The organism is Actinomycetospora callitridis (genome assembly GCF_028737265.1).
Lineage (GTDB): Bacteria > Actinomycetota > Actinomycetes > Mycobacteriales > Pseudonocardiaceae > Actinomycetospora > Actinomycetospora callitridis.
Genome location: NZ_JAQZAK010000008.1, coordinates 66,813 through 91,497, shown reverse-complemented (window position 1 = coordinate 91,497; position 24,685 = coordinate 66,813). Strand labels below are relative to the sequence as shown.

At 74.3% G+C, this 24,685-nt stretch carries 23 protein-coding genes and 1 tRNA gene; 15 read left to right on the top strand and 9 right to left on the bottom strand.

Going from position 1 to position 24,685, the window contains the following annotated elements:
- Window positions 1–103 precede the first annotated feature (103 nt).
- Window positions 104–2,461, top strand: coding sequence for a glycoside hydrolase family 65 protein (locus PH191_RS22370; RefSeq protein WP_274196845.1), 2,358 nt, complete (start codon window positions 104–106; stop codon window positions 2,459–2,461).
- Between the two features lie 9 nt (window positions 2,462–2,470).
- On the opposite strand, the gene PH191_RS22365 is transcribed toward PH191_RS22370, so the two are convergent.
- Window positions 2,471–2,869: a hypothetical protein gene (locus tag PH191_RS22365; RefSeq protein ID WP_274196844.1), complete on the bottom strand. Its 399-nt coding sequence runs from the start codon at window positions 2,867–2,869 to the stop codon at window positions 2,471–2,473.
- A 135-nt stretch (window positions 2,870–3,004) separates the two neighbouring features.
- Between PH191_RS22365 and PH191_RS22360 the strand changes: the two genes are divergently transcribed.
- Window positions 3,005–3,880: a helix-turn-helix domain-containing protein gene (locus PH191_RS22360; RefSeq protein ID WP_274196843.1), complete on the top strand. Its 876-nt coding sequence runs from the start codon at window positions 3,005–3,007 to the stop codon at window positions 3,878–3,880.
- 60 nt (window positions 3,881–3,940) lie between these two features.
- Window positions 3,941–4,282, top strand: a complete 342-nt coding sequence (locus PH191_RS22355; RefSeq protein WP_274196842.1) for a DUF397 domain-containing protein — start codon at window positions 3,941–3,943, stop codon at window positions 4,280–4,282.
- Between the two features lie 9 nt (window positions 4,283–4,291).
- Here PH191_RS22355 and PH191_RS22350 read toward each other — a convergent pair whose 3' ends face one another.
- Entirely contained in the window at window positions 4,292–5,731 is a 1,440-nt protein-coding gene (locus PH191_RS22350; protein WP_274196841.1) for a serine/threonine-protein kinase, read from the bottom strand.
- Between the two features lie 251 nt (window positions 5,732–5,982).
- Between PH191_RS22350 and PH191_RS22345 the strand changes: the two genes are divergently transcribed.
- Window positions 5,983–6,537 carry an antitoxin gene (locus PH191_RS22345; RefSeq protein ID WP_274196840.1) on the top strand — a complete coding sequence of 185 codons (555 nt, stop codon included), beginning with the start codon at window positions 5,983–5,985 and terminating at the stop codon, window positions 6,535–6,537.
- Window positions 6,538–6,651: 114 nt separating this feature from the next.
- Window positions 6,652–7,461: a thioesterase family protein gene (locus PH191_RS22340; RefSeq protein WP_274196839.1), complete on the top strand. Its 810-nt coding sequence runs from the start codon at window positions 6,652–6,654 to the stop codon at window positions 7,459–7,461.
- On the opposite strand, the gene serS is transcribed toward PH191_RS22340, so the two are convergent.
- Window positions 7,462–8,757, bottom strand: coding sequence for a serine--tRNA ligase (gene serS, locus PH191_RS22335; RefSeq protein WP_274196838.1), 1,296 nt, complete (start codon window positions 8,755–8,757; stop codon window positions 7,462–7,464).
- 202 nt (window positions 8,758–8,959) lie between these two features.
- A tRNA-Leu gene (locus tag PH191_RS22330) sits at window positions 8,960–9,042 on the bottom strand.
- Between the two features lie 174 nt (window positions 9,043–9,216).
- Between PH191_RS22330 and PH191_RS22325 the strand changes: the two genes are divergently transcribed.
- The 7 genes from PH191_RS22325 to pknB all read left to right on the top strand — a co-directional run bounded on the left by PH191_RS22325 (window position 9,217) and on the right by pknB (window position 18,925).
- Entirely contained in the window at window positions 9,217–10,521 is a 1,305-nt protein-coding gene (locus PH191_RS22325) for a DUF3662 and FHA domain-containing protein (protein ID WP_274196837.1), read from the top strand.
- A gap of 19 nt (window positions 10,522–10,540) precedes the next feature.
- Entirely contained in the window at window positions 10,541–11,020 is a 480-nt protein-coding gene (locus PH191_RS22320; RefSeq protein WP_274187367.1) for an FHA domain-containing protein FhaB/FipA, read from the top strand.
- Window positions 11,021–11,108: 88 nt separating this feature from the next.
- A complete protein-coding gene (locus PH191_RS22315; protein WP_274196836.1) occupies window positions 11,109–12,479 on the top strand; it encodes a PP2C family protein-serine/threonine phosphatase in 1,371 nt (456 codons plus the stop codon).
- A gap of 83 nt (window positions 12,480–12,562) precedes the next feature.
- The gene (locus tag PH191_RS22310) at window positions 12,563–14,089 is read left to right on the top strand and encodes an FtsW/RodA/SpoVE family cell cycle protein (protein ID WP_274196980.1); all 1,527 of its coding nucleotides are present in this window, start codon (window positions 12,563–12,565) and stop codon (window positions 14,087–14,089) included.
- On the top strand, window positions 14,086–15,567 hold the full coding sequence (locus tag PH191_RS22305; protein WP_274196835.1) for a peptidoglycan D,D-transpeptidase FtsI family protein: 1,482 nt from the start codon (window positions 14,086–14,088) through the stop codon (window positions 15,565–15,567). The genes PH191_RS22310 and PH191_RS22305 overlap by 4 nt, the downstream gene beginning before the upstream one ends.
- Window positions 15,567–16,979 carry a protein kinase domain-containing protein gene (locus PH191_RS22300; RefSeq protein WP_274196834.1) on the top strand — a complete coding sequence of 471 codons (1,413 nt, stop codon included), beginning with the start codon at window positions 15,567–15,569 and terminating at the stop codon, window positions 16,977–16,979. Before PH191_RS22305 ends, PH191_RS22300 begins: the two co-directional genes overlap by 1 nt.
- 2 nt (window positions 16,980–16,981) lie before the next feature.
- Entirely contained in the window at window positions 16,982–18,925 is a 1,944-nt protein-coding gene (gene pknB / locus PH191_RS22295) for a Stk1 family PASTA domain-containing Ser/Thr kinase (protein WP_274196833.1), read from the top strand.
- A gap of 8 nt (window positions 18,926–18,933) precedes the next feature.
- Here pknB and PH191_RS22290 read toward each other — a convergent pair whose 3' ends face one another.
- A complete protein-coding gene (locus tag PH191_RS22290; RefSeq protein WP_274196832.1) occupies window positions 18,934–19,584 on the bottom strand; it encodes an aminodeoxychorismate/anthranilate synthase component II in 651 nt (216 codons plus the stop codon).
- Window positions 19,585–19,662: 78 nt separating this feature from the next.
- Between PH191_RS22290 and crgA the strand changes: the two genes are divergently transcribed.
- Together crgA and PH191_RS22280 are read left to right on the top strand one after the other, a co-directional pair.
- Window positions 19,663–19,917 carry a cell division protein CrgA gene (gene crgA, locus PH191_RS22285; RefSeq protein WP_116708157.1) on the top strand — a complete coding sequence of 85 codons (255 nt, stop codon included), beginning with the start codon at window positions 19,663–19,665 and terminating at the stop codon, window positions 19,915–19,917.
- A 55-nt stretch (window positions 19,918–19,972) separates the two neighbouring features.
- Window positions 19,973–20,521, top strand: a complete 549-nt coding sequence (locus PH191_RS22280) for a PH domain-containing protein (RefSeq protein ID WP_274196831.1) — start codon at window positions 19,973–19,975, stop codon at window positions 20,519–20,521.
- On the opposite strand, the gene PH191_RS22275 is transcribed toward PH191_RS22280, so the two are convergent.
- Both PH191_RS22275 and PH191_RS22270 read right to left on the bottom strand, forming a co-directional pair.
- Complete coding sequence (locus PH191_RS22275) at window positions 20,435–21,322, bottom strand: rhomboid family intramembrane serine protease (protein WP_274196830.1); 888 nt, start codon at window positions 21,320–21,322, stop codon at window positions 20,435–20,437. The two genes, PH191_RS22280 and PH191_RS22275, sit on opposite strands and share 87 nt — an antisense overlap.
- A 22-nt stretch (window positions 21,323–21,344) precedes the next feature.
- Window positions 21,345–21,869, bottom strand: a complete 525-nt coding sequence (locus PH191_RS22270) for a peptidylprolyl isomerase (RefSeq protein WP_274196829.1) — start codon at window positions 21,867–21,869, stop codon at window positions 21,345–21,347.
- Window positions 21,870–22,002: 133 nt separating this feature from the next.
- Between PH191_RS22270 and PH191_RS22265 the strand changes: the two genes are divergently transcribed.
- On the top strand, window positions 22,003–22,794 hold the full coding sequence (locus PH191_RS22265) for a hypothetical protein (protein ID WP_274196828.1): 792 nt from the start codon (window positions 22,003–22,005) through the stop codon (window positions 22,792–22,794).
- 84 nt (window positions 22,795–22,878) lie between these two features.
- On the opposite strand, the gene PH191_RS22260 is transcribed toward PH191_RS22265, so the two are convergent.
- Both PH191_RS22260 and PH191_RS22255 read right to left on the bottom strand, forming a co-directional pair.
- Window positions 22,879–24,303 carry an alpha/beta hydrolase gene (locus tag PH191_RS22260; RefSeq protein WP_274196827.1) on the bottom strand — a complete coding sequence of 475 codons (1,425 nt, stop codon included), beginning with the start codon at window positions 24,301–24,303 and terminating at the stop codon, window positions 22,879–22,881.
- Window positions 24,300–24,596 carry a hypothetical protein gene (locus PH191_RS22255; protein WP_274196826.1) on the bottom strand — a complete coding sequence of 99 codons (297 nt, stop codon included), beginning with the start codon at window positions 24,594–24,596 and terminating at the stop codon, window positions 24,300–24,302. Before PH191_RS22255 ends, PH191_RS22260 begins: the two co-directional genes overlap by 4 nt.
- Window positions 24,597–24,685: the final 89 nt, after the last annotated feature.

The following is a 24,685-nucleotide window of genomic DNA, read 5'->3' as shown; positions in this document are numbered from 1 at the left end:
CGCGCCGACTACGCTCCCGCGCACCCGTGCAGGAGATCGACGACGTCTCCTCGAGGGCGGTCGGGCGCGGACCGCGCGCATCCGGAGTGGACGAGGAGACCCCGTGATCACGAACGCGTTCCGCGTCGACCCCTGGATGATCCACGAACCGCACGTCGACCTCGACGCGCTGCCCCAGACCGAGTCGCTGTTCGCGCTGGCCAACGGCCACGTCGGGATGCGTGGCAACCTCGACGAGGGGGAGCCGCACGCGATGCCGGGCACCTACCTCAACTCGTTCTTCGAGTCCCGCCCGCTGCCGCACGCCGAGGGCGGCTTCGGCTTCCCCGACGAGGGCCAGACGCTGGTCAACGTCCCCAACGGCAAGCTGATCCGGGTGCTCGTCGACGACGAGCCGCTCGACGTGCGCTACGGCCAGGTGCGCGCGCACAGCCGCACGCTCGACATGCGGGCGGGCACGCTGACCCGCCACGTCGACTGGGTCTCCCCCAACGGCCAGCGGGTGACGGTGACGTCGCAGCGGCTCGTGTCGTTCTCGCAGCGCTCGGTGGCGGCGATCTCCTACGAGGTCGGCGTGCCCGAGGACGCCGGCTCGGACGCGCTGCTCGTCGTCCAGTCCGAGCTCTTCGCGAACGAGCAGATGCCGGTCATCGAGGGCGACCCGCGCGTCGCGGCCGCGCTGCACGACGTCCTGGTGCCCGAGCACCACTCGAACTCCAGCCACGGTGCCCGCATGACCCACCAGACGCGGCGATCCGAGCTGCGGGTCGGCGCGGCCATGGAGCACCAGGTCTTCGGGCCCGACGACGCCCAGGTCACGAGCTCGTGCTCCAACAACGTCGGGCGCACCACGGTGATCACCCGGCTCAAGCCCGGCGAGACCCTCCGCGTGGTCAAGTACATGGCGTACGGCTGGTCGAGCCAGCGCTCCCAGCCCGCGATCGTCGACCAGGTCGAGGCCGCGCTGGACGCGTCGGTCTACACGGGCTGGGACGGACTCGTCGCCGCGCAGCGCAAGTACCTCGACGCGTTCTGGGACAAGGCCGACCTCGAGATCGACGGCGACCCGCGGCTGCAGCAGGCGCTGCGGTTCTGCCTCTTCCAGGTCCTGCAGGCCGGCGCGCGGGCCGAGCACCGGGCGATCGGCGCCAAGGGCCTCACCGGGCAGGGCTACGACGGGCACTGCTTCTGGGACGGCGAGACGTTCGTGCTGCCGGTGTTCATGTACACCCAGCCGCGGGCGGCCGCCGACGCGCTGCGCTGGCGCCACAGCACCCTGGACGTCGCCTACGCGCACGCCGAGCACCTGGGCCTCAAGGGCGCGGCGTTCGCCTGGCGGACGATCAACGGCGAGGAGTGTTCGGGCTACTGGCCCGCTGGCACCGCGGCGTTCCACGTCAACGCCGACATCGCCGACGCCACCATGCGCTACGTCGCGGCGACCGACGACAAGGAGTTCGAGCGCGAGGTCGGCGTCGACCTGCTGGTGGCCACCGCGCGGCTGTTCCGCTCGCTGGGCCACCACGACAGCGACAGCGCGTTCCGCATCGACGGCGTCACCGGCCCCGACGAGTACTCCGCGGTGGCCGACAACAACGTCTACACGAACCTCATGGCGCAGAAGAACCTGCGTGGCGCGGCCGACGCCGCGGTGCGCTGGCCCCGCGAGGCCGAGCGGCTGCACGTGACGCCCGAGGAGATCGCGAGCTGGCGCAGTGCGGCGACCGCGATGGTGATCCCGTTCGACGAGGCCCTCGGCATCCACCAGCAGAGCGAGGGCTTCACCCGCCACGCGGTGTGGGACTTCGAGAACACGCCCGAGGACGCCTACCCCCTGCTGCTCAACTACCCGTACTTCGACCTCTACCGCAAGCAGGTCGTCAAGCAGCCCGACCTGGTCCTCGCCATGGTCCAGTGCCCGGACGCGTTCACCCCGCAGCAGAAGCACGACAACTTCGTCTACTACGAGCGGATCACCGTCCGGGACTCGTCGCTCTCGCCGGGCACGCTCGCCGTGATGGCCGCCGAGACCGGCCACCTCGACCTCGCCTACGACTACCTGTGCGAGTCGGCGCAGATGGACCTCGCCGACCTCGAGCACAACGTCCGTGATGGCGTGCACCTCGCGGCCATGAGCAGCGCCTGGACCGCGGTCGTGCTGGGCCTCGGCGGGATGCGCACCCACGACGGGCGGCTGACGTTCGCGCCCCGCCTGCCCGAGGCGCTCTCCGGGCTGCGGTTCCGCATCCAGTGGCGCGGGCGTTCGGTGCACATCGCCGTCGCGGGCGGGGAGACGACCTACACCCTCGAGCACGGCGACGACCTCGATCTCAGCCACCACGACGAGAAGTTCACGCTGAGCGTCGACGGCCCGGTGACCCTCGACGTCCCGCCGGCCCCCGAGACCGGGGAGGTCGAGCAGCCGCCCGGCCGGGCGCCGCTGTTCCGGCGCCATTCGTAGATCGCCGGGTCAGTAGCGCAGGCGGCTCGCCACCGGGATGACCCGGTGGCGCCGCGACGCCCCGCACACGCCGAGCGCGCGCCAGGGCAGCGACGGTCCCGGTGACTGGTAGCGCGAGCGACCGGGGTGCCAGAGCCCGTCGGCGCCGCGGTCCCACCGGGCGACGCCCGGCACCTGGCCGAGCACCGTCACGGCGACGACGTCGAGGGGCTCGGGGTCGACGGCGACGTCCCAGCCCTCGCCGCTGACCGGCAGCCCGCAGCGGCAGTGCGTGAGCGTCGCGCGGTGCCCGGTGGCGGTGGTCGTCAGGACCCCGTGGGCGGGCTCCGCGGGCAGGATCCAGGCGTCCCCGCCGGGGAACACGGCGCGTGCCGCGTCCAGCGCGGGCTCCACACGACGGTCGGACACCGGGGCCTCCGCGTCACGCATCCGTGGCGTTACATGTAGACCGAAGAGTAGTTCACCGGTTGGTGTCGGCGTCACTGGCTACCCTCCCGGACGAACGGCGCTGATCAGTGGCGTCGCGGGGCCCGGGGGGAGGGCGTGGTCGACCGCAGCGGGGCCGGACCCGACCGGATCGATCCCAGCGCGTTGCGCTGGTTGATCGGTCACGAGCTCCGGGCCGCCCGTGAACAGGCCGGGCACACCCAGTCGGCGGCGGCCCGGGTGCTCGGCTGCACCCACGCGAAGATCAACTATCTGGAGCAGGGGAAGAACCAGCAGCGCCCCGACGAGGTCGGGATGCTCCTGCGGTCCTACGGCGCCGACCCGGGCGACGTGGAACGCCTCGCGTCGCTCGCCTCGGCCGCCGACCGCGGCACGTGGTGGGCGCCGTTCGTGGACGTGGTGCCCGACTGGCTGCGCACCTTCGTGGGCCTCGAGGGCCTGGCGTCGGCGTCGTTCGCGTACGAGCCGTTGCTGCTCCACGGGCTGCTGCAGACCCGCGCCTACGCCACGGCCCTGCTCGTCGATCCCCTGCGCGTGCCGGTGGTCGACGTGGAGCGCGTCGTCGGCCTGCGCCTCGCGCGCCAGCAGCGCCTGCACGACCGGGGGCGCCCGCTGCACTACGAGGCGGTGATCGAGGAGACGATCCTCGACCGTCTCGTCGGCGGCCCCGCGGTGATGGCCGAGCAGCTCGACCACCTGCTCACCCTCTCGGCGCTGGACAACGTGACCATCCGGGTGATGCCGCTGGCGGTCGCCGTCCACGACGGGCTCGACGGCGAATTCACCCTGCTCGACTTCGACGCTGCGCGGTCGATCGGTTACGTGGAGTTCCAGGACGGGGCCGTCTACGTCCAGGATCCCGACCGGATTGGCGGATACCGCACCGCCGCTGTCAGACTTCGCGACGCGGCGTTGCCGGAGGATGCCTCCCTGGAGGTGATCCGAGGCCGCCGTGCGGCGCTGGGCTCCTGAGCCGTTCGGACGGATCGGTCCCCGTCGTCGCCGTACCGCTCCCCCGGTGCAAGGAGACACATGGCCATGACGCACGGATGGCGGACCTCCAGCTTCAGCTCCAACGGGGCGAGCTGCGTCGAGGTCCTCGAGGCCGACGGCGCCACCTACCTGCGCGACACCAAGTCCCATGGCGAGGGCGCCGTGCTGCACCTCGACGGGCCTGCGTGGTCCGCGTTCCTGCGCGAGGTCGCGCACGACGCCCCGTCCGCGAACGGCGCGGTGGAGGTCACGGACGAGGACGACGGCGGGCGCCTCGTGCGCGAGACGTCCTCGGACGCCGTGCTGCTCTTCCGCGACGACGAGTGGACGGCCTTCCGGCGCGGGGTGCTGGCCGGCGAGTTCGGCCACGTCGCGAGCTGACCCGAGCCCCTAGGGCGCCGGGGGGACCACCGTTCCCGGGGAGTCGTCGGTGCCGCCGGCGTCGCCGTCCGCGGTGTCGGTGTTGGGCTCCGGGGCCGGGACCGGGACGTTGCGCGTCGTGGTCGTCGTGCGCTGCGTCGTGGGCACGACGGGCGGGGGCGCCACGGTCGTGGTCGGCGCGACGGTGGTGGTGCGCCGCGACCGCGTGGTCGTCTCCTCCTGCGTGGTGGTCGTGCTGCTCGAGCTGAAGACCGGGGGCGCGGCCGGGATCACGGGCGGCGCCGCCTCCTCCCGGTTCGAGAGCAGGAAGTAGCCGCCCACACCGCCGGCGAGCAGCAGGGCGAGCAGGGCCACGACCGCGGCGCGGCGACCGCGGCGCGGCGCCGGCTGCTCCGGCGCCGGCTGGCCACCGACGAGGGCCGTCGGGTCGGCGGCGCCGTAGCCCGCCGTGCCGTACGCGGCCGCCGGGCCGTAGCCCCCGGGTGGCGTGCCCACCCGGCGCGTCGCGCCACCCGTGGCCGGGCCGGCCATCGGGGCGTAGGCGGTGGGGCCGGTGCCGGTGCCCATCGCCGTCGTGCGCATGGCGCCGCTGCCGGTGACGGGCGCCGGGGCGAGCACGGTCTCGGCGTCCATGCCGCTCTCGCGGGCCAGCGCGCGGAGCTCGCCGACGACCTGCTCGGTGGTCGGGCGCTCCATCGGCTCGTCGTGCGTCATCGCGGCGAGCAGGCCGCCCAGCGGGCCGGGCAGCTCGGGCGGGATCTCCGGCGCGCGGTGCAGCCGGGCGACGGCCGCCTCGAGGGCGTTGCCCGGGTACTCGCGCCGTGCGGTGATGCACTCGAGCAGCACGAGGCCGAGCGCGTAGACATCGGAGGCCGGGCCGACCTGCTGGCCGCGCACCTGCTCCGGCGACAGGTAGGACGCCGTGCCGATGACCATGCCGGTGGCGGTGATGTTCGTGGCGTCGGCGAGCACGGCGATGCCGAAGTCCGACAGGTGCGGGCGGCCGTCGGTGTCGAGCAGCACGTTGCCGGGCTTGATGTCGCGGTGGACGACGCCGTGGCGGTGCACGTAGGTGAGCGCGTCGCCGAGTGCGGAGCCGAGGGCGACGACGTCGCCGAGCGCGAGCGGCCCGGTGCGGATGCGGTCGGCGAGGGACTCGCCCTCGATGAGCTGCATCACGAAGTAGGCGCGGTCGCGCTCCTGGCCGACGTCGTAGATCGTCACCAGGCCCGGGTGGTTCATCCCGGCCAGCGTCTGGACCTCGCGCTGCCGGCGGGACTCGTCGGCTTCGCCGACACCGGCGGGGAAGAGCTTGACCGCGACGTCGCGCCCGAGCAGCTCGTCACGCGCCCGGTAGACCTCCGCCGCGCCACCACGTCCGATGAGGTCGCCGAGGGTGTAGCGCCCGCCGCCCACGGTGGGTGGCGGGCCCGCCTCCGTCGAACTCACGCCCGCGCGCCTCCTCGATCCACGTGCTGCCGACCCTGTGCGTCGGCGTCGTCTCGTCCGGACACGGGTGTCCGTCGGACCGCTGTCCGTGCCCATCGTGCCTGGCCGCCCGGCGCGTCCGACGGCCACCCTGCCGCACGGGGTGCCTCCGGAACCAGCACGGCCGGGCCGGGAACGGCTCCCGATCGGGTGTGGCCCGGGTCGTGCCCCGGGTACCGTGCCAGCTCGGACCCCGTCGGCCTGGAGGACCCATGAGCCGTGATGACTACGTGCAGCAGGGCAAGCAGTTCGCCAACGACCTGCGCGACACCGCGAGCAAGAAGGTCGCCGACAACGAGGAGAGCATCCTCGGCGCCGTCGGCAAGGCGGCCCGTTGGGTCGACCAGAAGACCGGCGGCAAGTACGCCGACCGGATCGGCAAGGCGGAGGCCAAGGTCGGCGAGGGCGTCGGCCGGGTCGCCAAGCAGGGCACCGGCGAGCCGAAGGCGCCCGGGGCGGCGGCCGGCGACGGCACCGAGCCCGTGACGCCGCCGTCGGGCACCCGCCCCGCCGGCGCCCAGCCCCCCGGTACCCAGCCCCCCGGCAGCACCACGCCGACCGGGACCCCGGACGCGACCCCGCCGCACGCGGAGGGGGCGCCCGCCGGCCCCGGCGCCGCGACGACAAGCTCCGGCCCGACCGAGCCCCCGACCGGGCCCGTCGGCCCGCCCACCCGGGGTGCCACCGAGCCGACGACCGAGCCGACACGCCCCACGCACCCGCCGCGCGACGACGCCGCCGACTGGCCGCGCCCGCCGCAGTCGTGACGGGAGGAGCCGCAGATTCGGCGCCGCCAGGCGCCGCCGCTCGCGCCGGAGTCGCAGTGCAGTCCGACGAAGGAGGACTGACCTGCGATCTCTTCGGCACGGCGGGGAACGACAGTGGCTGAGTTCGACAAGGCGACGCGCCCCGAGCCGACCGAGCGGCCCGGTCACTACGCGATCCTGCTCGACGAGCAGTGGAGCATCGGGCCCAAGCTGCACGGCGGCTACCTGCTGGCCGTGCTGGCGCGGGCGGCCCGGGCGGCGATCGCCGACGAACGACCGGACCACACCTGCCCGCAGGCGGTGACCGGCACGTTCCTGCAGGCCCCCGAGCCCGGGCCGGCGACCATGCAGGTCACCGTCCTGCGGCTCGGGCGCGGGGCGTCGCAGCTCCGGGTGCGCCTCGACCAGGACGGGCCGGCCGTCGAGGCGGCCTGCGTGCTCGGCCCGCCCGCCGCGCTGTCGCCGGACGACCACGAGCCCGGGCCGCCGGAGTTCACGCCCTTCGAGGACTGCCCGCGCAGCCCGACGGCCACCGACGACGGGCGCGGCTCGCTGCCGATCATGGGTGTCGTCGACACCCGGCTCGACCCGCGGACCACCGGGTTCCTGCAGGGCCGCCCGTCCGGCGAGGGCCGCATCGCGGGCTGGGTGTCGCTGGACTCGGGCGAGCCGTGGACCCCGGAGGGCCTGCTCGTGGCGCTGGACATCCTGCCGCCGGCCACGTTCGACATGGGGCTCGCGGGCTGGTCGCCGACGATGTCGCTCTCGGCGCACGTCGTCGCGGCCCCCGTACCCGGCCCGCTGCGGGTGGTGCAGTGGGTCGAGCGCGCCGGCGCGGACCGCATGCACGAGACGTGCCGCGTGTGGGACCCGGCCGGGCGCCTCGTCGGCCACGCGCACCAGCTCGCGGCCATCCGGAGGTAGCTACTTCGTGGTGCCGTCGGGCAGCAGCCGCCGGAAGCCGGTGTAGGGCACGAGCACCTCGGGCAGCGTCACCGAGCCGTCCTCGGCCTGGCACTGCTCGAGCACCGCGGCCATGGTCCGCCCGATCGGCAGCCCGGAGCCGTTCAGCGTCGCCACCTGGCCCCGCCCGCCGTGCGCGTCCTTCGACCGGATGCCGGAACGGCGGGCCTGGAACGTGCCGCAGTCGGAGCACGACGAGATCTCGCGGTAGGTGCCCTGGCTCGGCAGCCACACCTCGATGTCGTAGGTCAGCCGGGCGTTGAACCCCATGTCGCCGGCCGCGAGCCGCACGACCCGGTAGGCGAGCCCGAGCTCCTGCAGGCACGCCTCGGCGTGGGCGAGCATCGTCTCGAGCTCGGCGTCCGACTCCTCGGCGGCGCAGACGCGCACCAGCTCGACCTTGGAGAACTGGTGGAGCCGCAGGATGCCCCGGGTGTCGCGACCGTAGGAGCCCGCCTCGGAGCGGAAGCACGGTGTCCACGACGTGTACGCCCGCGGCAACGACTCGGTGGGGAGGATCTCGTCGGCGTGCAGCGCCGTGAGCGGGACCTCGGCGGTGGGGATGAGCCAGAGGTCACGCTCGTCGGTGCCGGTGCGGAACAGGTCGTCGGCGAACTTCGGCAGCTGGCCGGTGCCCGTCATCGTCGTCCCGGTGACGAGGTACGGGACGGAGAACTCGGTGTAGCCGTGCCGGCCGGTGTGCAGCGTGAGGAAGAACGTCGCCAGCGCCCGCTCGAGCACCGCCCCCGGTCCGCGCGCGATGCTGAACCGGGCGCCCGAGAGCTTGGCCGCGCGACCGAAGTCGAGGATGCCCATCGCCTCGCCCAGCTCGACGTGGTCGCGCGGGGCGTCGAGCGCCGGGGGGTCGCCGACGCGGCGGACCTCGACGGCGTCGGCCTCGGAGGCACCGTCGGGGGCGGCGTCGGAGGGCAGGTTGGGGATCGTGAGCAGCAGGTCGCGCAGCGCGGCCTCCGCGGCCTCGACCTCCTCCTCGGCCTCGCGGATGCGCTCCTTGAGCTCGCGGGCGCGCTCCTTGAGCCGGTCGACGTCGGCCGACGGCGACCCGCTCTTCGCGGCCTTCCCGACCTCGCCGGCGGCCCGTTTCGACTCGGCGCGCAGCTCGTCGACCGCGCCGATGGCCCGCGCCCGTCGCGACGACAGCGCCTCGAGGCCGGACAGGTCGAGCGCGTAGCCGCGCCGACCCAGACGGCGGACCGCCTCGTCACCGAGCTCGAGCAGGAGCCGTGCGTCGTGCATCCGGGGGCGTCCTCTCCGGGGGTGGGTGGGAACCGCAGGGTTCCAGGGTCCCGCACGCGGGCGTCGGCGCGACGCCCAGGGCCGCCCGGCGCACCGGGCGCACAGGACGGCGCCTTGGCGTGGAGGTGGTCCGGCCCGCGGCGGACGACACGCGGGGGACGACGAGCGTGCCGAAGGGCACGCGGGGTGGAACCGGAGGGGGTGGGCGAGGGGGGAGTTGAACCCCCACATCCTTTCGGATACACGGACCTGAACCGTGCGCGTCTGCCATTCCGCCACTCGCCCCGAGTGATCTGGTTCGAACGCTAGCACGGCGCTTTCGGGCCTTCCGGAAGGAGGTCCACGCCCTCGCGACGGCGACCGATACCATCGGAACTGCCCGGCCGGTGTGGCGACACTCCGGACCGGGCAGCAGTCATGCGAGGCGACCGGTTGAGTGTCGGACGAGGAGGGATCGCGGTGGGGCGCGCACAGCGCTTCGAGCGCAAGCTCGAAGGTCTGGTGGGTGACGCCTTCGCACGCGTGTTCGGCGGCAAGGTCGTCCCGCAGGAGATCGCACAGGGTCTTCGCCGTGAGGCGGAGGACGGCGTGCGAGAGTTGGCAGGTGGGCGCCGCTTGGCGCCCAATCAGTACACGGTGGTGCTCAGTCCCGCGGACCACGAACGCCTGGCCGGCGACGAGGAGACCATCACCCACTCGCTCATCGAGGTCGTGGAGGAGCACCTCACGGAGGGCGGGTGGGAGACTTACGGTGAGGTCGTAGTCTCTCTGGAGCGTTCCGACGCGCTGCACACGGGACAGTTCCGCACCAGGTCGTCCGTTGACCCCGACGCGTCGCGGCGACGGGCCGCGAGCCCCCGATCCGCAGGAGAACAGCCCATGAGTCAGGCACCCGGCCGCTACCCGGACGACCAGCAGGGTCGTGACGGCAACTACGGCCAGCCCGGATACGACCAGTACGGCCAGCCTCAGCAGGGCTACCCCCAGCAGGGCGGCTACCCGCAGCAGGGTGGCTACGACCAGTACGGCCAGCCGCAGGGTTACCCGCAGCAGGGTGGTTACCCGCAGCAGGGTGGCTACGACCCGTACGCGCAGCAGGGTGGCTACCCGCAGCAGGGCTACGGCCAGCAGCCCGGGTACGACCAGTACGGCCAGCCCCAGCAGGGCTACGGCCAGCAGCCCGGGTACGACCAGTACGGGCAGCCCCAGCAGGGCTACGGCCAGCAGGGCTACGACCAGTACGGGCAGCAGGGCTACGGCCAGCCCCAGGGCTACGACCAGTACGGCCAGCCCCAGCAGGGCTACGGCCAGCCGCAGGGCTACGACCAGTACGGCCAGCCCCAGGGCTACCCGCAGCAGGGTGGCGGCTACGGCGGCCAGTACGGCCAGGGCGGGTACGACCCGTACGCCCAGCAGGGCGGCTACGACCAGTACGGCCAGCAGGGTGGCGGCTACGGCGGCGTGCAGACCCGCCAGCTCACCGCGTCGCTGACCCTGGACGACGGCTCGAACCGCTCGTACCAGCTGGTGAACGGCTCGAACGTCATCGGCCGCGGTCAGGACGCCCAGTTCCGCCTCGCCGACACCGGCGTCTCCCGCCGTCACCTCGAGATCAACTGGGACGGCCAGCAGGCCACTCTGTCGGACCTCGGGTCGACGAACGGCACCACCGTCAACGGGACGCCCGTGCAGACGTGGCAGCTCGCCGACGGCGACACCATCCGCGTCGGCCACTCGGCTCTGCTGTTCCGCGCGCAGGGCTGAGGTCCGAAGGCCCGACGGCGTGCCCGAACTCGTCCTCCAGATCACGAGAGCCGGATTCCTGGCCCTCTTGTGGCTGTTCGTCCTCGCCGCGTTGCGGGTCGTGCGCAGCGACCTCTACGCGGCCTCGGGTCTGCGGGCCGCGGCGCCCGGCGGCCGACGGCCCCCGCGAGGGGGTACGTCCAAGCCGGCCCGCGGCGGCGGCCGCTCGGGCCCCAAGGCCCTGATCGTCACCGCCGGTGCCCTCGCGGGCACCCGTATCGCCCTCGACGGCCGCCCGATCATGATCGGGCGGGCGGACGACTCCACGCTCGTGCTCGACGACGACTACGCGTCGACCCGGCACGCGCGGATCTCCCAGTCCGGCGACGACTGGTACGTCGAGGATCTCGGGTCCACCAACGGCACGTACCTCGACCGCAACAAGGTCTCCGGACCGACCCGCGTGCCGCTCGGCACGCCGATCCGGATCGGCAAGACGGTCATCGAGCTCCGGTCATGACCGCGGCGGCGCCCGACTCCGCCGCGGAGACACCCGTCATCCGGACCCGGGTGTCGTTCCCCCATCCCCTCCCGTGCAGGATCGACCCGTGACCCTGGTGCTGCGCTACTCCGCTCGCAGTGACCGGGGCCTGGTACGGCAGAACAACCAGGACTCGGTCTACGCGGGCCCGCGCCTGCTCGCCCTCGCCGACGGCATGGGCGGACACGCGGCCGGCGAGGTGGCCTCGAAGCTGGTCATCGCCGCCCTCGTGCCGCTCGACGACGACGAGCCCGGTGACGACCTCCTGGGCGAGCTCGCCGAGGCCACCGCCCAGGGCAACGACGCGATCACCGAGCTCGTCAGCGAGGAGCCCGACCTCGACGGCATGGGCACCACGCTCACCGCGGTGCTGTTCGCCGGCAGCCGGCTGGGCATGGTGCACGTCGGCGACTCCCGCGCCTACCTCTTCCGCGACGGCGTGCTCACGCAGATCACGCGCGACGACACGTTCGTGCAGTCCCTGATCGACGAGGGCCGGATCACCGAGGACGAGGCCGCGAGCCATCCCCAGCGCTCGCTGCTGCTGCGCGCCCTCACCGGTCACGACGTCGAGCCCGCCCTCACGGTGCGGGAGGCGCGGTCGGGTGACCGGTACCTCCTGTGCTCCGACGGGCTCTCCGGTGTCGTGAGCGCCGAGACCCTGGCCGAGGCCCTGACGATCGCCGACCCGCAGGACTGCTCGGACCGGCTCATCGAGCTCGCCCTCAAGGGCGGCGGACCGGACAACGTCACCTGCATCGTCGCCGACGTCGTCGACGTCGACTACGGCGAGCACGACCCCATCTACGGCGGCGCCGCCGGCGACGGCCGCCCCGACCGCCCGCCGGGCGACTCCGCGGCCGCGCGCGCCTCCGCCGCGACGCTGACCCGCAGCGAGCCGGAGCCGCGGCCCGCGCCCACGGTCTCCGAGACCCCGCGCCGGGGCGGCGCGAAGCGCGGACGCCTGCGCCTGGCCCTCGCCGCGCTGGCCGTCGTCGCCCTCGCGCTCATCGCCGTGATCGCGGCGAAGATCTACGTCGACAACCAGTACTACGTCGCGAGCAGCGGCGACCAGGTCGCGATCTACCAGGGCGTGCCCGGCACGTTCCTCGGCGTGACGCTGCAGGAGGTCGTCGAGAACCCCGGCCTGCGCGTCGCCGACCTCACACCGGTCGCGCGCCAGCAGCTCTCCGGCGACGGCATCCGGGTCGCGGACCTCGACGGCGCCCGCGCCACCGTCGCCCGGCTGAGCGCCGAGCAGATGCTCCCGCCGTGCCAGCCGGCCGTGCTGCCCGGCACCGTGCCGCCGGCCGGTGCGCCGCAGCCCGGGGTCCCCGCGCCCACCGCCGCGCCCGGCGTCGCCGGTCCGGCCCCGGTGGCCTCGCCCACCACGACCGAGCCGCAGGTCCCGGGGCGGGACTGCCGCCAGGTGCCGTAGTGACGCGCCCGACCGCTCCCGGCGGCGCCGGCCCCGGCTCCGCCGGGGCCCCCGGGATCGAGCGTCCGGCCGACCGCACGGCCATGCGGCCCGCGGTCGCGGCCGCCGTGTCCACGCGTCGCGGGGTCGAGCTCGCACTGCTCGGCTTCGCCGCGGTCATCACCACCGGCGCCCTGGTGCTCGTCGAGGCCAACCAGGAGCAGGAGCTCACCTGGACGCTGCTGTACCTGGGCGCGGCCTACATGGCCATCCTCGCCGCGGCCCACGTCGCGGTCCGGAAGTTCGCGCCGTACGCCGACCCGCTGGTGCTGCCCCTCGCCGCGCTGCTCAACGGCCTGGGCCTGGTCATGATCCACCGGGTCGACCTCGCCCGGATCGCCCGCGCGGCCAGCCTCGGGAACGACGAGCCCACCCAGGAGGCCCTGCGTCAGGTCGGCTGGACCGCGATCGGCATCGTCTTCTTCGTCGGCGTGCTCGTCCTCGTGCCCGACCACCGCACCCTCGCGCGCTACGGCTACACCGCCGGGTTCGTCGGCCTGGTGCTGCTCGCCCTGCCCGCGGTGCTGCCGGCCTCCCTCTCGGAGGTCAACGGCGCCCGCATCTGGATCCGCCTCGGGCCGGCCAGCATCCAGCCCGGTGAGTTCGCGAAGATCCTGTTCGTCGTCTTCTTCGCGTCGTTCCTCGTGGTGAAGCGCGACCTGTTCACCAGCGCGGGCAAGCGGTTCCTCGGCATGACGTTCCCGCGCCCCCGCGACCTCGGGCCCCTGCTCGTGGCGTGGGGCGTCGCGATGGCGGTGCTGGTCTTCGAGTCCGACCTCGGGACGTCCCTGATGTTCTTCGGGATCGTCCTGGTGATGCTCTACGTCGCCACCGAGCGCATCTCGTGGGTGATCATCGGTCTGGTCATCTTCGGGGCGGGTGCGTTCGCGGCGTGGACGTTCGTCTCCCGCGTGCAGACCCGCGTCTCGGTGTGGCTCGACCCCTTCGCCGACTTCAACGGCCGCGGCTTCCAGGTCAGCCAGGGCCTGTTCGGCCTGGCGACCGGCGGGGTCGGCGGCACCGGCCTGGGCGCCGGGCGCCCCGAGCTCGTGCCGTTCGCCAGCACCGACTTCATCTTCACCTCCCTGGGTGAGGAGATGGGCCTCGTCGGGATCGCGGCGCTGCTGCTCATCTACTGCCTGCTCGCCACCCGGGCGATGCGCAGTGCGCTGGCCGTGCGCGACACGTTCGGCAAGCTGCTCGCCGCGGGCCTCGGGTTCGCCCTCGCATGGCAGGTGTTCGTCGTCGTCGGTGGCGTCATCAACCTCATCCCGAACACCGGCATCACCGCGCCGTTCGTCTCCTACGGCGGGTCGTCGCTCGTGGCCAACTACGCCCTGGTCGCCCTGGTGCTGCGGGTGTCGAACGCGGCCCGCCAGCCGGCGAGCGAGAAGAAGCCCAGCCCGGCGGCCGGGCCGTCGGCGCCGCTCGCGCCCCTGGCCGAGGCCAGCACCGAGATGGTGCAACGCGACCAGGTGCGCACCCCACCGTCCGGCGTGCAGCACCAGGAGCCGGCCGGACCGGCGGCCCCCACGGGCCGCGCCCCGCGAGGAAGGACCCGAGGAGAGTGAACACCCCGCTGCGACGGGTCTCCCTCGCGGTCATGGTGCTGGTCCTGCTGCTGCTGGGCCAGGCCACCTGGATCCAGGTCGTCAAGGCCGACGAGTACCGCGCCGACCCCCGGAACGCCCGCGTCCTGCTCGACGAGTACGCCCGCCAGCGCGGCCAGATCTCGGCCGGCGGCGAGGTGCTCGCCCAGAGCGTCGAGAGTCCCGACCCGGGCGACCGCCTGCGCTTCCTGCGCCAGTACACCGACGGCCCGCTCTACGCGCCCGTCACCGGGTACTACTCGCAGATCTACGGCGCGGGCGGCATGGAGCGCGCGATGGACCCGGTGCTCAACGGCACCGACGACCGCCTGTTCGTGCGCCGCATCTCCGACGCCGTCACCGGCCGCGACCCGGCGGGCGGCAACGTCGTGCTGAGCATCGACCCGCGGATCCAGCGGGCGGCCTACGAGGCCATGACCTCGCGGAACTACCAGGGCTCGGTCGTCGCGATCCGGCCGCAGACCGGCGAGATCCTCGCGATGGTCTCGACGCCGTCGTACGACCCGAACCCGCTGGCGAGCCACAACGGTGAGACCCAGCAGGAGGCGTGGGAGGAGCTCACCGAGGCCGAGCCGCCGACGCTGACCAACCGCGCGATCAACGAGACCTACCCGCCCGGCTCGACCTTCAAGATCGTCAACACGGCGGCCGCGCTCGAGGCCGGTGCGATCACCCCGCAGACCCCGGTGACCGCGGCTCCGCGCATCACGCTGCCCGACTCGACGACGCAGCTCGAGAACTACGACGGCAAGCCGTGCGGGCCCGGCGCGACCGTCCCGTTCGCCACCGCCTTCGCGAAGTCCTGCAACGGGCCGTTCGCGCAGCTCGCCGTGCAGGTCGGCGCCGACCGGCTGCGGGGCATGGCCACCTCGCTGGGCTTCAACAACCCGGCGCTCACGGTCCCGATGCCGGTGCAGGCCTCGCAGGTCGGCGACCTCGACGACGGCGCGTCGGTGGCCCAGTCCGGCATCGGCCAGCGCGACGTCCGCCTCACGCCGCTGCAGAACGCGCAGATCGCGGCGACGGTGGCCAACGGGGGCGTCCCGATGACGCCGAACACCGTGTCCCAGATCCAGGGCCAGGACCTCTCGACGGTCGACACCACCGAGCCCGATCGGCTCGCCCGGGCGTTCTCGCAGTCCACCGCGGACACCCTGACCCAGCTCATGATCGGGTCGGAGAACAACGGCTCCGGTGAGGGCAAGATCCCCGGCGTCCAGATCGCCTCCAAGACCGGCACCGCCGAGTGGGGCGCCGACCCGAAGACCAACCCCCCGCACACCTGGTACGACGCCTTCGGCCCGGTGCCGAACCCGCAGATCGCGGTGTCGGTGATCGTCGAGCGCGGCGGCAACCGCGGCGAGGAGGCCACCGGCGGCTCGGTGGCCGCCCCGATCGGCCGTGCGGTCATCGCCGCCGCCCTGGGGGGTGACGGCTGATGGCGCCGACGACGGGATCGCTGATCGGCGACCGCTACCGGCTCGGGCGACGCATCGCCGTCGGCGGGATGGGCGAGGTGTGGGAGGCCGAGGACTCCCGGCTGGGCCGCACCGTCGCCGTCAAGATTCTCAAAGCCGAGCTCACCGGGGACCCCGAGTTCCTGCACCGCTTCCGCACCGAGGCGCGCACGGCCGGCTCGCTGAACAACTCGGGCATCACCGCGGTGCACGACTACGGCGAGACCACCACCGAGTGGTCGACGGCCAACGGCACCGTGCAGGTGCCGACGGCCTACCTGGTCATGGAGCTGGTCCGCGGCGAGCCGCTGGCCCAGATCCTCGCCGTCCACGGGCGTCTCGGCGTCGACTACACGCTCGACATCCTCGAGCAGAGCGGGTGGGCGCTCGAGGCCGCGCACGAGCGCGGGCTCGTCCACCGCGACGTCAAGCCGGGCAACATCCTCGTGACGCCCGCGGGCCAGGTGAAGATCACCGACTTCGGGATCGCCAAGGCCGTCGACGCGGCCCCGGTGACCCGGTCGGGCATGGTCATGGGCACCGCGCACTACATCGCCCCCGAGCAGGCCGGCGGCGGCGACGCGGGCCCGGCCTCGGACGTCTACTCGCTCGGCGTGGTCGGCTACGAGTGCCTCGCGGGGCGCCGCCCGTACCTCTCGGAGAACGCGGTGACGGTCGCGATGATGCACATCCGCGACCCGCTGCCGCCGCTGCCGAACGACGTCCCGCCCGTGGTCCGCCAGCTGATCGAGGCGACCCTGGCCAAGGACCCGCGCCAGCGCTACGCCACGGGCGGCGAGTTCGCCCAGGCCGTCGCCGCCGTCCGGCGGGGCGAGCCGCTGCCCCTTCCCGGTGCCGGCTCCGCGCCGACCGAGCGGGTCAACCCGCAGACCCGGGTGGCGCCCGCGCTGTCGCGCGAGCCCTCGCCGCCCCGTGGGCAGGACCGTCCCGACCGATGGGCGTCCCGGCCCGAGGAGCCCCGTCGCCGCGGACCGTGGGGCGCGGTGGCCGCGCTCGCGGTCGTGGCCCTGCTGCTGGTGGCCGGGGTGTTCTGGGTGATCAATTCGGCGGAGACCTCGCCCCCGCCCCCGCCCACCGAGACCACGGCGGCGTCCTCGACGACCACGCCGCGACCCACGACGACGACCCGGACGTCGCGGACCACGACGAGCTCGTCCGCCGCGAACGGCGTCTCGGTCAACCCCGTCGACTACGTCGGGCGACCGGCGTCGGTGGCGGCGGCCGCCCTGCAGGACGTCGGGCTGGAGGCGGAGATCGGCACCGTGCTCGGCGGCGAGCCGAACGACCCGTCCCGGTGCCGGGTGCTCTACCTGTCGCCGACGGGTGACGTACCGCGCGGTGAGACCGTGTCCGTCACCTGTCAGGAGTTCTGAGGATGACCACCCCGCGGCTGCTGTCCGAGCGCTACGAGCTCGGCCCGGCGCTCGGCTACGGCGGGATGTCCGAGGTGCACGGCGGGCGCGACGTCCGTCTCGGCCGGGACGTGGCCATCAAGGTCCTGCGCGCCGACCTGGCGCGCGACCCCCAGTTCCAGATCCGCTTCCGCCGCGAGGCCCAGAACGCGGCGGCGCTGAACCACCCGGCGATCGTGGCGGTCTACGACACCGGCGAGGCACCCTCCGACGACGTCCCGCTGCCCTACATCGTCATGGAGTACGTGGCGGGGCGGACGCTGCGCGACATCGTCAAGGCCGAGGGCCCCATGGAGCCCTCCCGTGTCTGCGAGGTCCTCGCCGACGTCTGCGCGGCCCTGGACTTCTCCCACCGGCACGGGATCATCCACCGCGACGTGAAGCCGGCCAACATCATGATCACGCCCGCAGGCGCGGTCAAGGTGATGGACTTCGGCATCGCGCGCGCCCTCTCCGACGCCCAGCCCGCCGTCACCCAGACCGCCGCCGTGATCGGCACGGCCCAGTACCTCTCCCCCGAGCAGGCCCGCGGGGAGTCGGTCGACGCCCGTTCCGACGTGTACGCCACGGGCTGCGTGCTCTTCGAGCTGCTCACCGGTCGGCCTCCGTTCACCGGCGACTCCCCGGTCGCGATCGCGTACCAGCACGTGCGGGAGGACCCGCCGGCCCCGTCGGAGATCAACCCGCGGGTGCCGCCGGAGCTCGACGCGATGACGCTGAAATCCCTGGCCAAGAACCCGGCGAACCGCTACCAGAGCGCCGACGAGATGCGCGAGGACTTCTACCGCGTCCTCAACGGCGAGCGCCCCGGTGCGCCGATGGTGATGACGGCCGCGGAGCACACCGAGTACATGACCGGGAGCCACCCGGTCGCGCCGTACGACGGCGGCTACGGCGGTCGTGACGACGAGGTCGACGAGTTCGAGCAGTGGCAGGCCGAGCAGTCGGAGGCCCGGCGCAAGCGCGGCCGCCGGCGGGCGATCGCGTTCACCGCCGTGCTCGTGCTGCTCGCCGCGCTGGCGGGCGCGTACTTCCTGTTCTCCCCGTCGGCCAACACGATCGCGGTGCCGACCGTCGTCGGCCAGCCCCAGGCCGCGGCGCTGCAGTCGCTGTCCACCGCGGGGCTGCGCCCGACCGTCGTCCCGGTGGCGTCGCCGCCGAACCAGGTCGGCCAGGTGGTCACCACCAACCCCACCGAGGGCATCGAGGTCGCGCCGGGCAGCGTCGTCGAGCTCCGCGTCGGACGCGGGCCCGATCCGGTCCAGGTCCCCGACCTGCAGGGACAGACCGCCAACGAGGCCCAGGCCACCGTCCAACGGCTCGGTCTGAGCCTCGCCCCGGTGCCGCAGCAGCGCGAGGTCGACGACGAGAACCAGGTCGGCCGCGTGCTCTCCCAGGAACCGGCGGCCGGACAGTTCCTGACCCCGGGCACCCCGGTGCTGCTGACCATCGGCCGGCAGCGCGAGACGTTGCGTGTTCCCGACGTCGTCGGCCAGGACCGGCAGACGGCGACGACGACCCTCGAGGGCGTCGGGCTGCGGGTCACCGTCTCCGAGGTCGACGACAGCCGGCCGGCGGGCACGGTCACCGACACCTCGCCGGGCGCCGGCGCCACCGTGTCGCGCAACTCGAGCGTCACGCTCGAGGTCTCGCGCGGGAACACGGTGTCCGTGCCGTCGATCGTCGGGCAGACGCCGTCGGAGGCCGCGCAGACCCTGTCGCAGGCGGGCTTCAACGGCTCGATCTCGCAGACCTCGCAACAGGTGTCCGACCAGTCCCAGGTCGGCAAGATCCTGAGCCAGAACCCCACCGCGGGCAGCGAGGCCGAGGCCGGCGCCACGATCCAGGTGGTCGTCGGTTCCGGGGGCAGCGACGGCGGGTTCGGCGGCCTGTTCCCCGGGAACTGACTCCCGGGTCAGGCCGGGGGCGCGGCGGCGAGGGCCAGCGCGCGCAGGCCCTCGGTGAGGTCGTGCACGATCCCGTCGTCGACGGGGTGGCCGCAGGCGTCCATCCACGTGGCGAGCAGCCGGTGGCCGTCCTCGGTGAGCACCGACTCGGGGTGGAACTGCACGCCCTCGAGCGGGAGCTCGCGGTGGCGCATGGCCATGAGCACCCCGTCCTCGGTCCAGCCCGTCGGCTCCAGCTCGGCGGGCAGCGTGTCGGGCCGCACCGTGAGCGAGTGGTAGCGCGTGGCGGTGAAGGGGGTGCGCAGGCCCGCGAGCACGCCGGCGCCCTCGTGGTGCACCAGCGACGTCTTGCCGTGCCGCAGCTCCGGGGCGCGCTCGACGACGGCGCCGTGCACCGCACCCAGCGCCTGGTGGCCCAGGCAGACCCCCAGCACGGGGCGGGCGACGGCGGCGCAGCGCCGGATGACGTCGTTGCTCGCGCCCGCGTCGTCGGGGGTGCCGGGACCGGGGCTGACCAGCACGCCGTCCACCTCGTCGACGAGGTCGACCACGCCGTCGGCGTCGTTGCGCAGCACCACCGGGTCGGCGCCGAGCTGCGCGAGGTACTGGACGAGGTTGTAGACGAAGCTGTCGTAGTTGTCGACGACCAGGACGCGCATACCCCGAGCGTACGGCCCCGGGGGGCAGGTCCGGGTGCACTAGACTGGCGTGAGCAATCCCGCCCGATCGGAGCCGACGTGCCCAAGTCCAAGGTCCGCCGCAAGCCGGCCTACACCCCGCCGCCGAAGGCCGGGCCCGCCCCCGCAGGTCCGTCGCACCCGGCGTACGTCGTGGTCATGCTCGGCGTCGGCCTGCTCGGGCTGGCGTGGCTGGTGGTCAACTACCTCGCCTCCGAGTCGATCCCCTTCATGCAGGACCTCGGGCCCTGGAACTTCCTCATCGGCTTCGGGCTCATCGTGGTCTCGCTGCTGATGACCATGAAGTGGCGCTGAACCACACCGCTGTGATTCGTCCACCGCTGTGGACACACCCTGTGGACAAGTCGTCGTGAGCGAGCCCGCGCAGTGGGCGGCCCCGTGGACCGCGGTCGTCATGGGTGCCGTGGCCGCGCTCGGGCTCGGGGCCTGGGCCGTCGCGGCGACGGATCCCCCGGGTCGCCTGCTCGTCGGGCTCGCCGCCCTCGCGGTCCTGGCCGTCACGGCCGTCGGGGCGCTCGCCCGGCCCCGGCTGCAGGTCGACGACGCGGGCCTTGCCCTGCGCGGGATCACGGGGACGCGCCGGTGGCCGTGGGAGCACATCGACGCGGTGCGCGTCGTGCGGATGCGGCGGATGGGCCTGCCGGCGGCCTACCTCGAGGTGGAGGCGCGTGACGGCGCCGCGGACGCCGAGCCCACCGACCGGCTGCTCGTGCTCGGCCGGCTCGAGCTCGGCACCGACCCGGTGGACGTCGCCGAGTCGCTGCAGCGCCATCGCGCCCGCGCGGGACGCCGGGCGGCGGGCCGGCCCGATCTAGAGGGTGAGCACCCGCAGGACGTCGAGGACGACGAGCACCGCGGCGATCCCCCCGACGGCCCAGAGACCGGCCCGCGGATGTGACCGCGCCGGTCCGTGCACCAGTGCGGCGGCGACGAGCAGGCCGGTGACGAGCCCGCCGAGGTGCCCGAGCACCGACAGCCCCGGGATCGTGAAGGTCAGCACGACGTTCAGCCCGATGGTCAGCAGCGCGGGCGTCGGCGAGAGCTGGAGTCGGCGCAGCACCACGACGAGCGCGCCCATCAGACCGAACACCGCTCCGGAGGCGCCGGCGACGGGCCGGTCGGGGTCACCGAACAGCATGATCGCCGTGGATCCACCGAGCAGCGAGACCCCGTAGAGCAGCGCGTACCGCAGCCGGCCGAGGACGAGCTCGAGGTCCCGGCCCAGCACCCACAGCGCGAACATGTTGACCGCGACGTGCAGCGGACCGATGTGCAGGAAGCCCGCGGTCACCAGCCGCCACCACTGCCCGGCGGCGACGTCGGCGGGCACGAGCCAGGTCGCCTCGACCCACGGCGACGTGTAGTTCGCCCACGCGCTGCCCGCCGAGAGGGCCGTCAGCACGAAGACGACGACGTTGACGGCGACGAGGGTGATCGTCACGACCGGCGTCGCGCCCGGACGGGCGCGCCCGCCTCCGACGGTGCGCGGAGCCCGTGTCGTGCGGGCGGCGTCCGCGACGCAGTCGACGCAGTGCGCGCCGACCGGTGCCGCGCGCAGGCAGTCCGGGCACGCCGGCCGCCCGCACCGGGTGCAGGCCAGCGCGGTGGGCCGGTCGGGGTGCCGCACGCAGTGCGGCGCCGCGTCCGGTCCCGCCGTGGGCCGGGATCCCGGGGATCCCGGGGGTCCCGGCGCGGTCACGGCGTCCTCACGCCCGAGCTCCTCAGGCGATCTCGACCGAGGTGATGACGATGTCCTGCACGGGACGGTCGCCGGGACCGGTCGCGGTGGCCGCGATCGAGTCGACGACGTCGCGCGAGGACTGGTCGGCCACCTCGCCGAAGATCGTGTGCTTGCGGTTGAGCCAGGTCGTCGGCGCCACCGTGATGAAGAACTGCGAGCCGTTGGTACCGGGCCCCGCGTTGGCCATCGCCAGCAGGTAGGGCCGGTCGAAGCGCAGGTCGGGGTGGAACTCGTCGGCGAACTTGTAGCCGGGCCCGCCGCGGCCGGTGCCCGTGGGGTCACCGGTCTGCAGCATGAAGCCCGCGATGACGCGGTGGAAGATGGTCCCGTCGTAGAACGGGCCGGAGCTGCCACCCTTGGCGTTGGGCTCGCTGTACGACTGCTCGCCGGTGGCCAGGCCCGTGAAGTTCGCGACGGTCTGGGGCGCCTCGTTGGGGAACAGCCGCACGGTGATGTCCCCGTTGGAGGTGTGCAGCGTTGCGGTCGGGGTGTCGGCGGAGGTCACGGGCCCATCGTGCCACTAGGACTGTGACGACCTTCGAATGGAGTAGCGGGTGTGACGTCCCGGCGGGTCGGGCACCTGCACAAGTGGGGCCGGGGCATCATGGCCGCCCCACCGACGAGTGAGGTGACGTTTCTTGAGCAGCAAGACACTGATCGGCGCCAGGGAGGACCTGGACGATCTGCGCAAGGAGGGCCGCAAGGCCCGGAAGAAAGCCGAGCAGCGCGCCCAGAAGGCCGCTGACCAGGCCCGCAAGGACCGCGAGAAGGCTCGCAAGCAGGGCCAGAAGAAGCGCGCCGAGGTCCGCAAGGACGTCCGCAAGGCCGCCGACGAGGCCCGCCAGCGGGTGCTCGACGCCCGCGCCCAGGCCCGCCAGCGTGCCGAGGAGGCGCAGGAGGAGGCCCGCAAGCGCGCCCAGGAGGCCCGCGCGGAGACCCGCAAGCGCGCCAACAAGGCCGCCAAGGACGCTCGCAAGCAGGCGCAGGCCTACGCCAAGGACGCCCGCAAGCGCCTCGAGAAGTCGGCCGTGCCGACCTCGGCGGACGAGCTGCGCGACCTCGGCGACACCGTGCGCGGCCAGCTCGAGGACGGCCTGACCACGGCGCGCAAGGAGCTCGCGGCCCGCATCGAGCCCGAGGAGCCCAAGAAGCGTCGCCGTTGGGGCCTCTGGCTCGTTGTGCTCGCCGTTCTCGGTGCCGGCATCGCCGTCGTGGCCACGCGCCGCGAGCCGGAGCTGCCGCCCCCGCCGCCGCCGGCCCCGCGCCCGAAGCCGGCCACGTCGGCCGGCCCGGTCTCCGGTGCGACGCCCACGTCGCCCGCCGCGAGCGCCCAGGAGATCCCGACCCACACCGCCACCGACGCGGTGAGCGGCACCAGCCCGAACGGCGCGGTGTCGTCCGACAAGCCCGCCACGGGCGGCAAGGACTAACCCGCCCCCCGCAGCACGCTCGTCGGCACGGCCCGTCCTCGGTCTCCGGACCGGGGACGGGCCGTCGGCGTGCGCGCACCCGGCTCATCCGCCCACGAGGCGACGCAGCCGGTCCCCGGCGTCGACGCCCCGGTCGAGGACCGCGTCCTGCGGCCGACCGCCCACCACCGTGGCCACGTTCGCCGCGCTCGTGGTGCCCGGCGTGAGGTAGGCGCCGTGGCCGCGTGACTCGGCGAGCACCCGCCCGTCGGGGAGCACCACCTCGCGCGCCGAGAGCCCGGTGACGCCCGACATCCGGTTGGGGTCCGGACCGAACCAGGCCGTGTCCGCCACCGGGTCGCCCGCGGCCTCCACCACCCACGCATGCCCCGGCGGGCGCCCCGGCGCCTCCCCGACGCCCGGGCTGCCGAGGGACACGACGTCGTCGACGCCCTCGGCGCCGCCCGGCGCGACCGCGGCGGCGGTGACCACCGAGCCGTACGAGTGCCCGATCGCCGTCACGTGGGCCTCGTGCCCCGGCCGGGCGGCGTCGAGGCCGTCGAGGAACGAGACGAGCCGCGGGGCGCCCTCGTCGGCGGGCCCCCGGCCGAGCACCGACCGGTCGGGATCGGCCACCTCGTGCGCCTGCGGCGCGTCGTAGCCGTACCAGGCCACCGCCGCGGTGCCCGGGCCCGCCGCGGCGGCCAGCGCGTCCAGCTCTCCGAGACGGCCGGGCAGCTCGTCCACCCCGGTGGTGAAGCCGGCGGTGAACACCCCGACGTGGGCGGCGGCGTCGACGTCGCCGCGCGCGACGGCGGCCCGCACGCCCGCCCCGCCGCCCGACCCGTCGTCCGCCCGCGGGTCGACCTCGAGGTCCAGCAACGCCCGGCCCGGCGCGTCGACGGCGGCGGCGACCGCTGCCAGCCGGGCGAGCCGCGCCCGCACCTCGTGCAGCTCCCACCCGATCGACGCGAGCTCCACCGGGTCGGCGGTGCGCACGAGCCGGTCCCGCACGGCCTGTTCCTCGCGCCGCGCGTCCTCCTGGGCACCGGCGAGCAGCACGCGGTTGGCGCGGTCCCGGACCGCGGCCGGGAGCCCGTCGAGAGCGCCGACCAGCGACGGGCGCTCGCGCTCGAGGGCCGCCCGGGCGTCGGGGTCGAGCCCCGCCCACCACCGGGCGACCTCGCCGGGATCGGGCCCGCCGGTTCCCGTGACGCCGGTCGGCGGCGGGCCCGCGGGCGTGTGTCCGGCGCCGTCGAGGGCCGCGGCGAGCGCGGCGTCCACCGCCTCTGGCGGCGCGCTGCCGGCCAGGGCCGCGGCTGCGGTCCCGAGCGCGGCGAGCACGCCGTCGACGTCGGCGAGCAGCGCGGCGTGGCGCTCCCGCAGCGACGTCCGCGCGCCGGTGGCCACGCCCGCCGCCGCACCCCGCCACCCGGGCACCGGCCCCGCGAGCACCTCGCCGGCCCGGGCCAGCGCCGCCCGCGCGACGGCGAGCCGCGCCGCCGCGGCGCCGGGCGGGGTCGTGGTCACGGCCCCGCGAGGACGGCCGCCGCGTCCTCGTCACCCGTGGCGTAGGCCTCGCCCGCCGCGGCCAGCGCCTCGCCGTGGGCCACGACGTCGGCGCTCCACAGCGCTACCGCGACCTCCCAGCGGTCGGCGAGCGCCGCGGCCGCCGGGCCCGCCCGTCCCCCGGGGAGGACCTCCGTGCCCCGCACCGCCCCGGCGGTCGCCGTCACGGGGACGGCGAGCGCCGCCGCGACGCACGCCCGTCCCGCTCCCTGCAGCTCCTCGGGCCGCACCGCCGGCCCGTCCTGTTCGTCCACACCGGTTCCGACGCAGGTCGGCCGCGGGCGGATCCGGGGACTGCGCGGGCTGGGGACGCATCCGGGCGATGGGGACCGCGGGCGGCGAT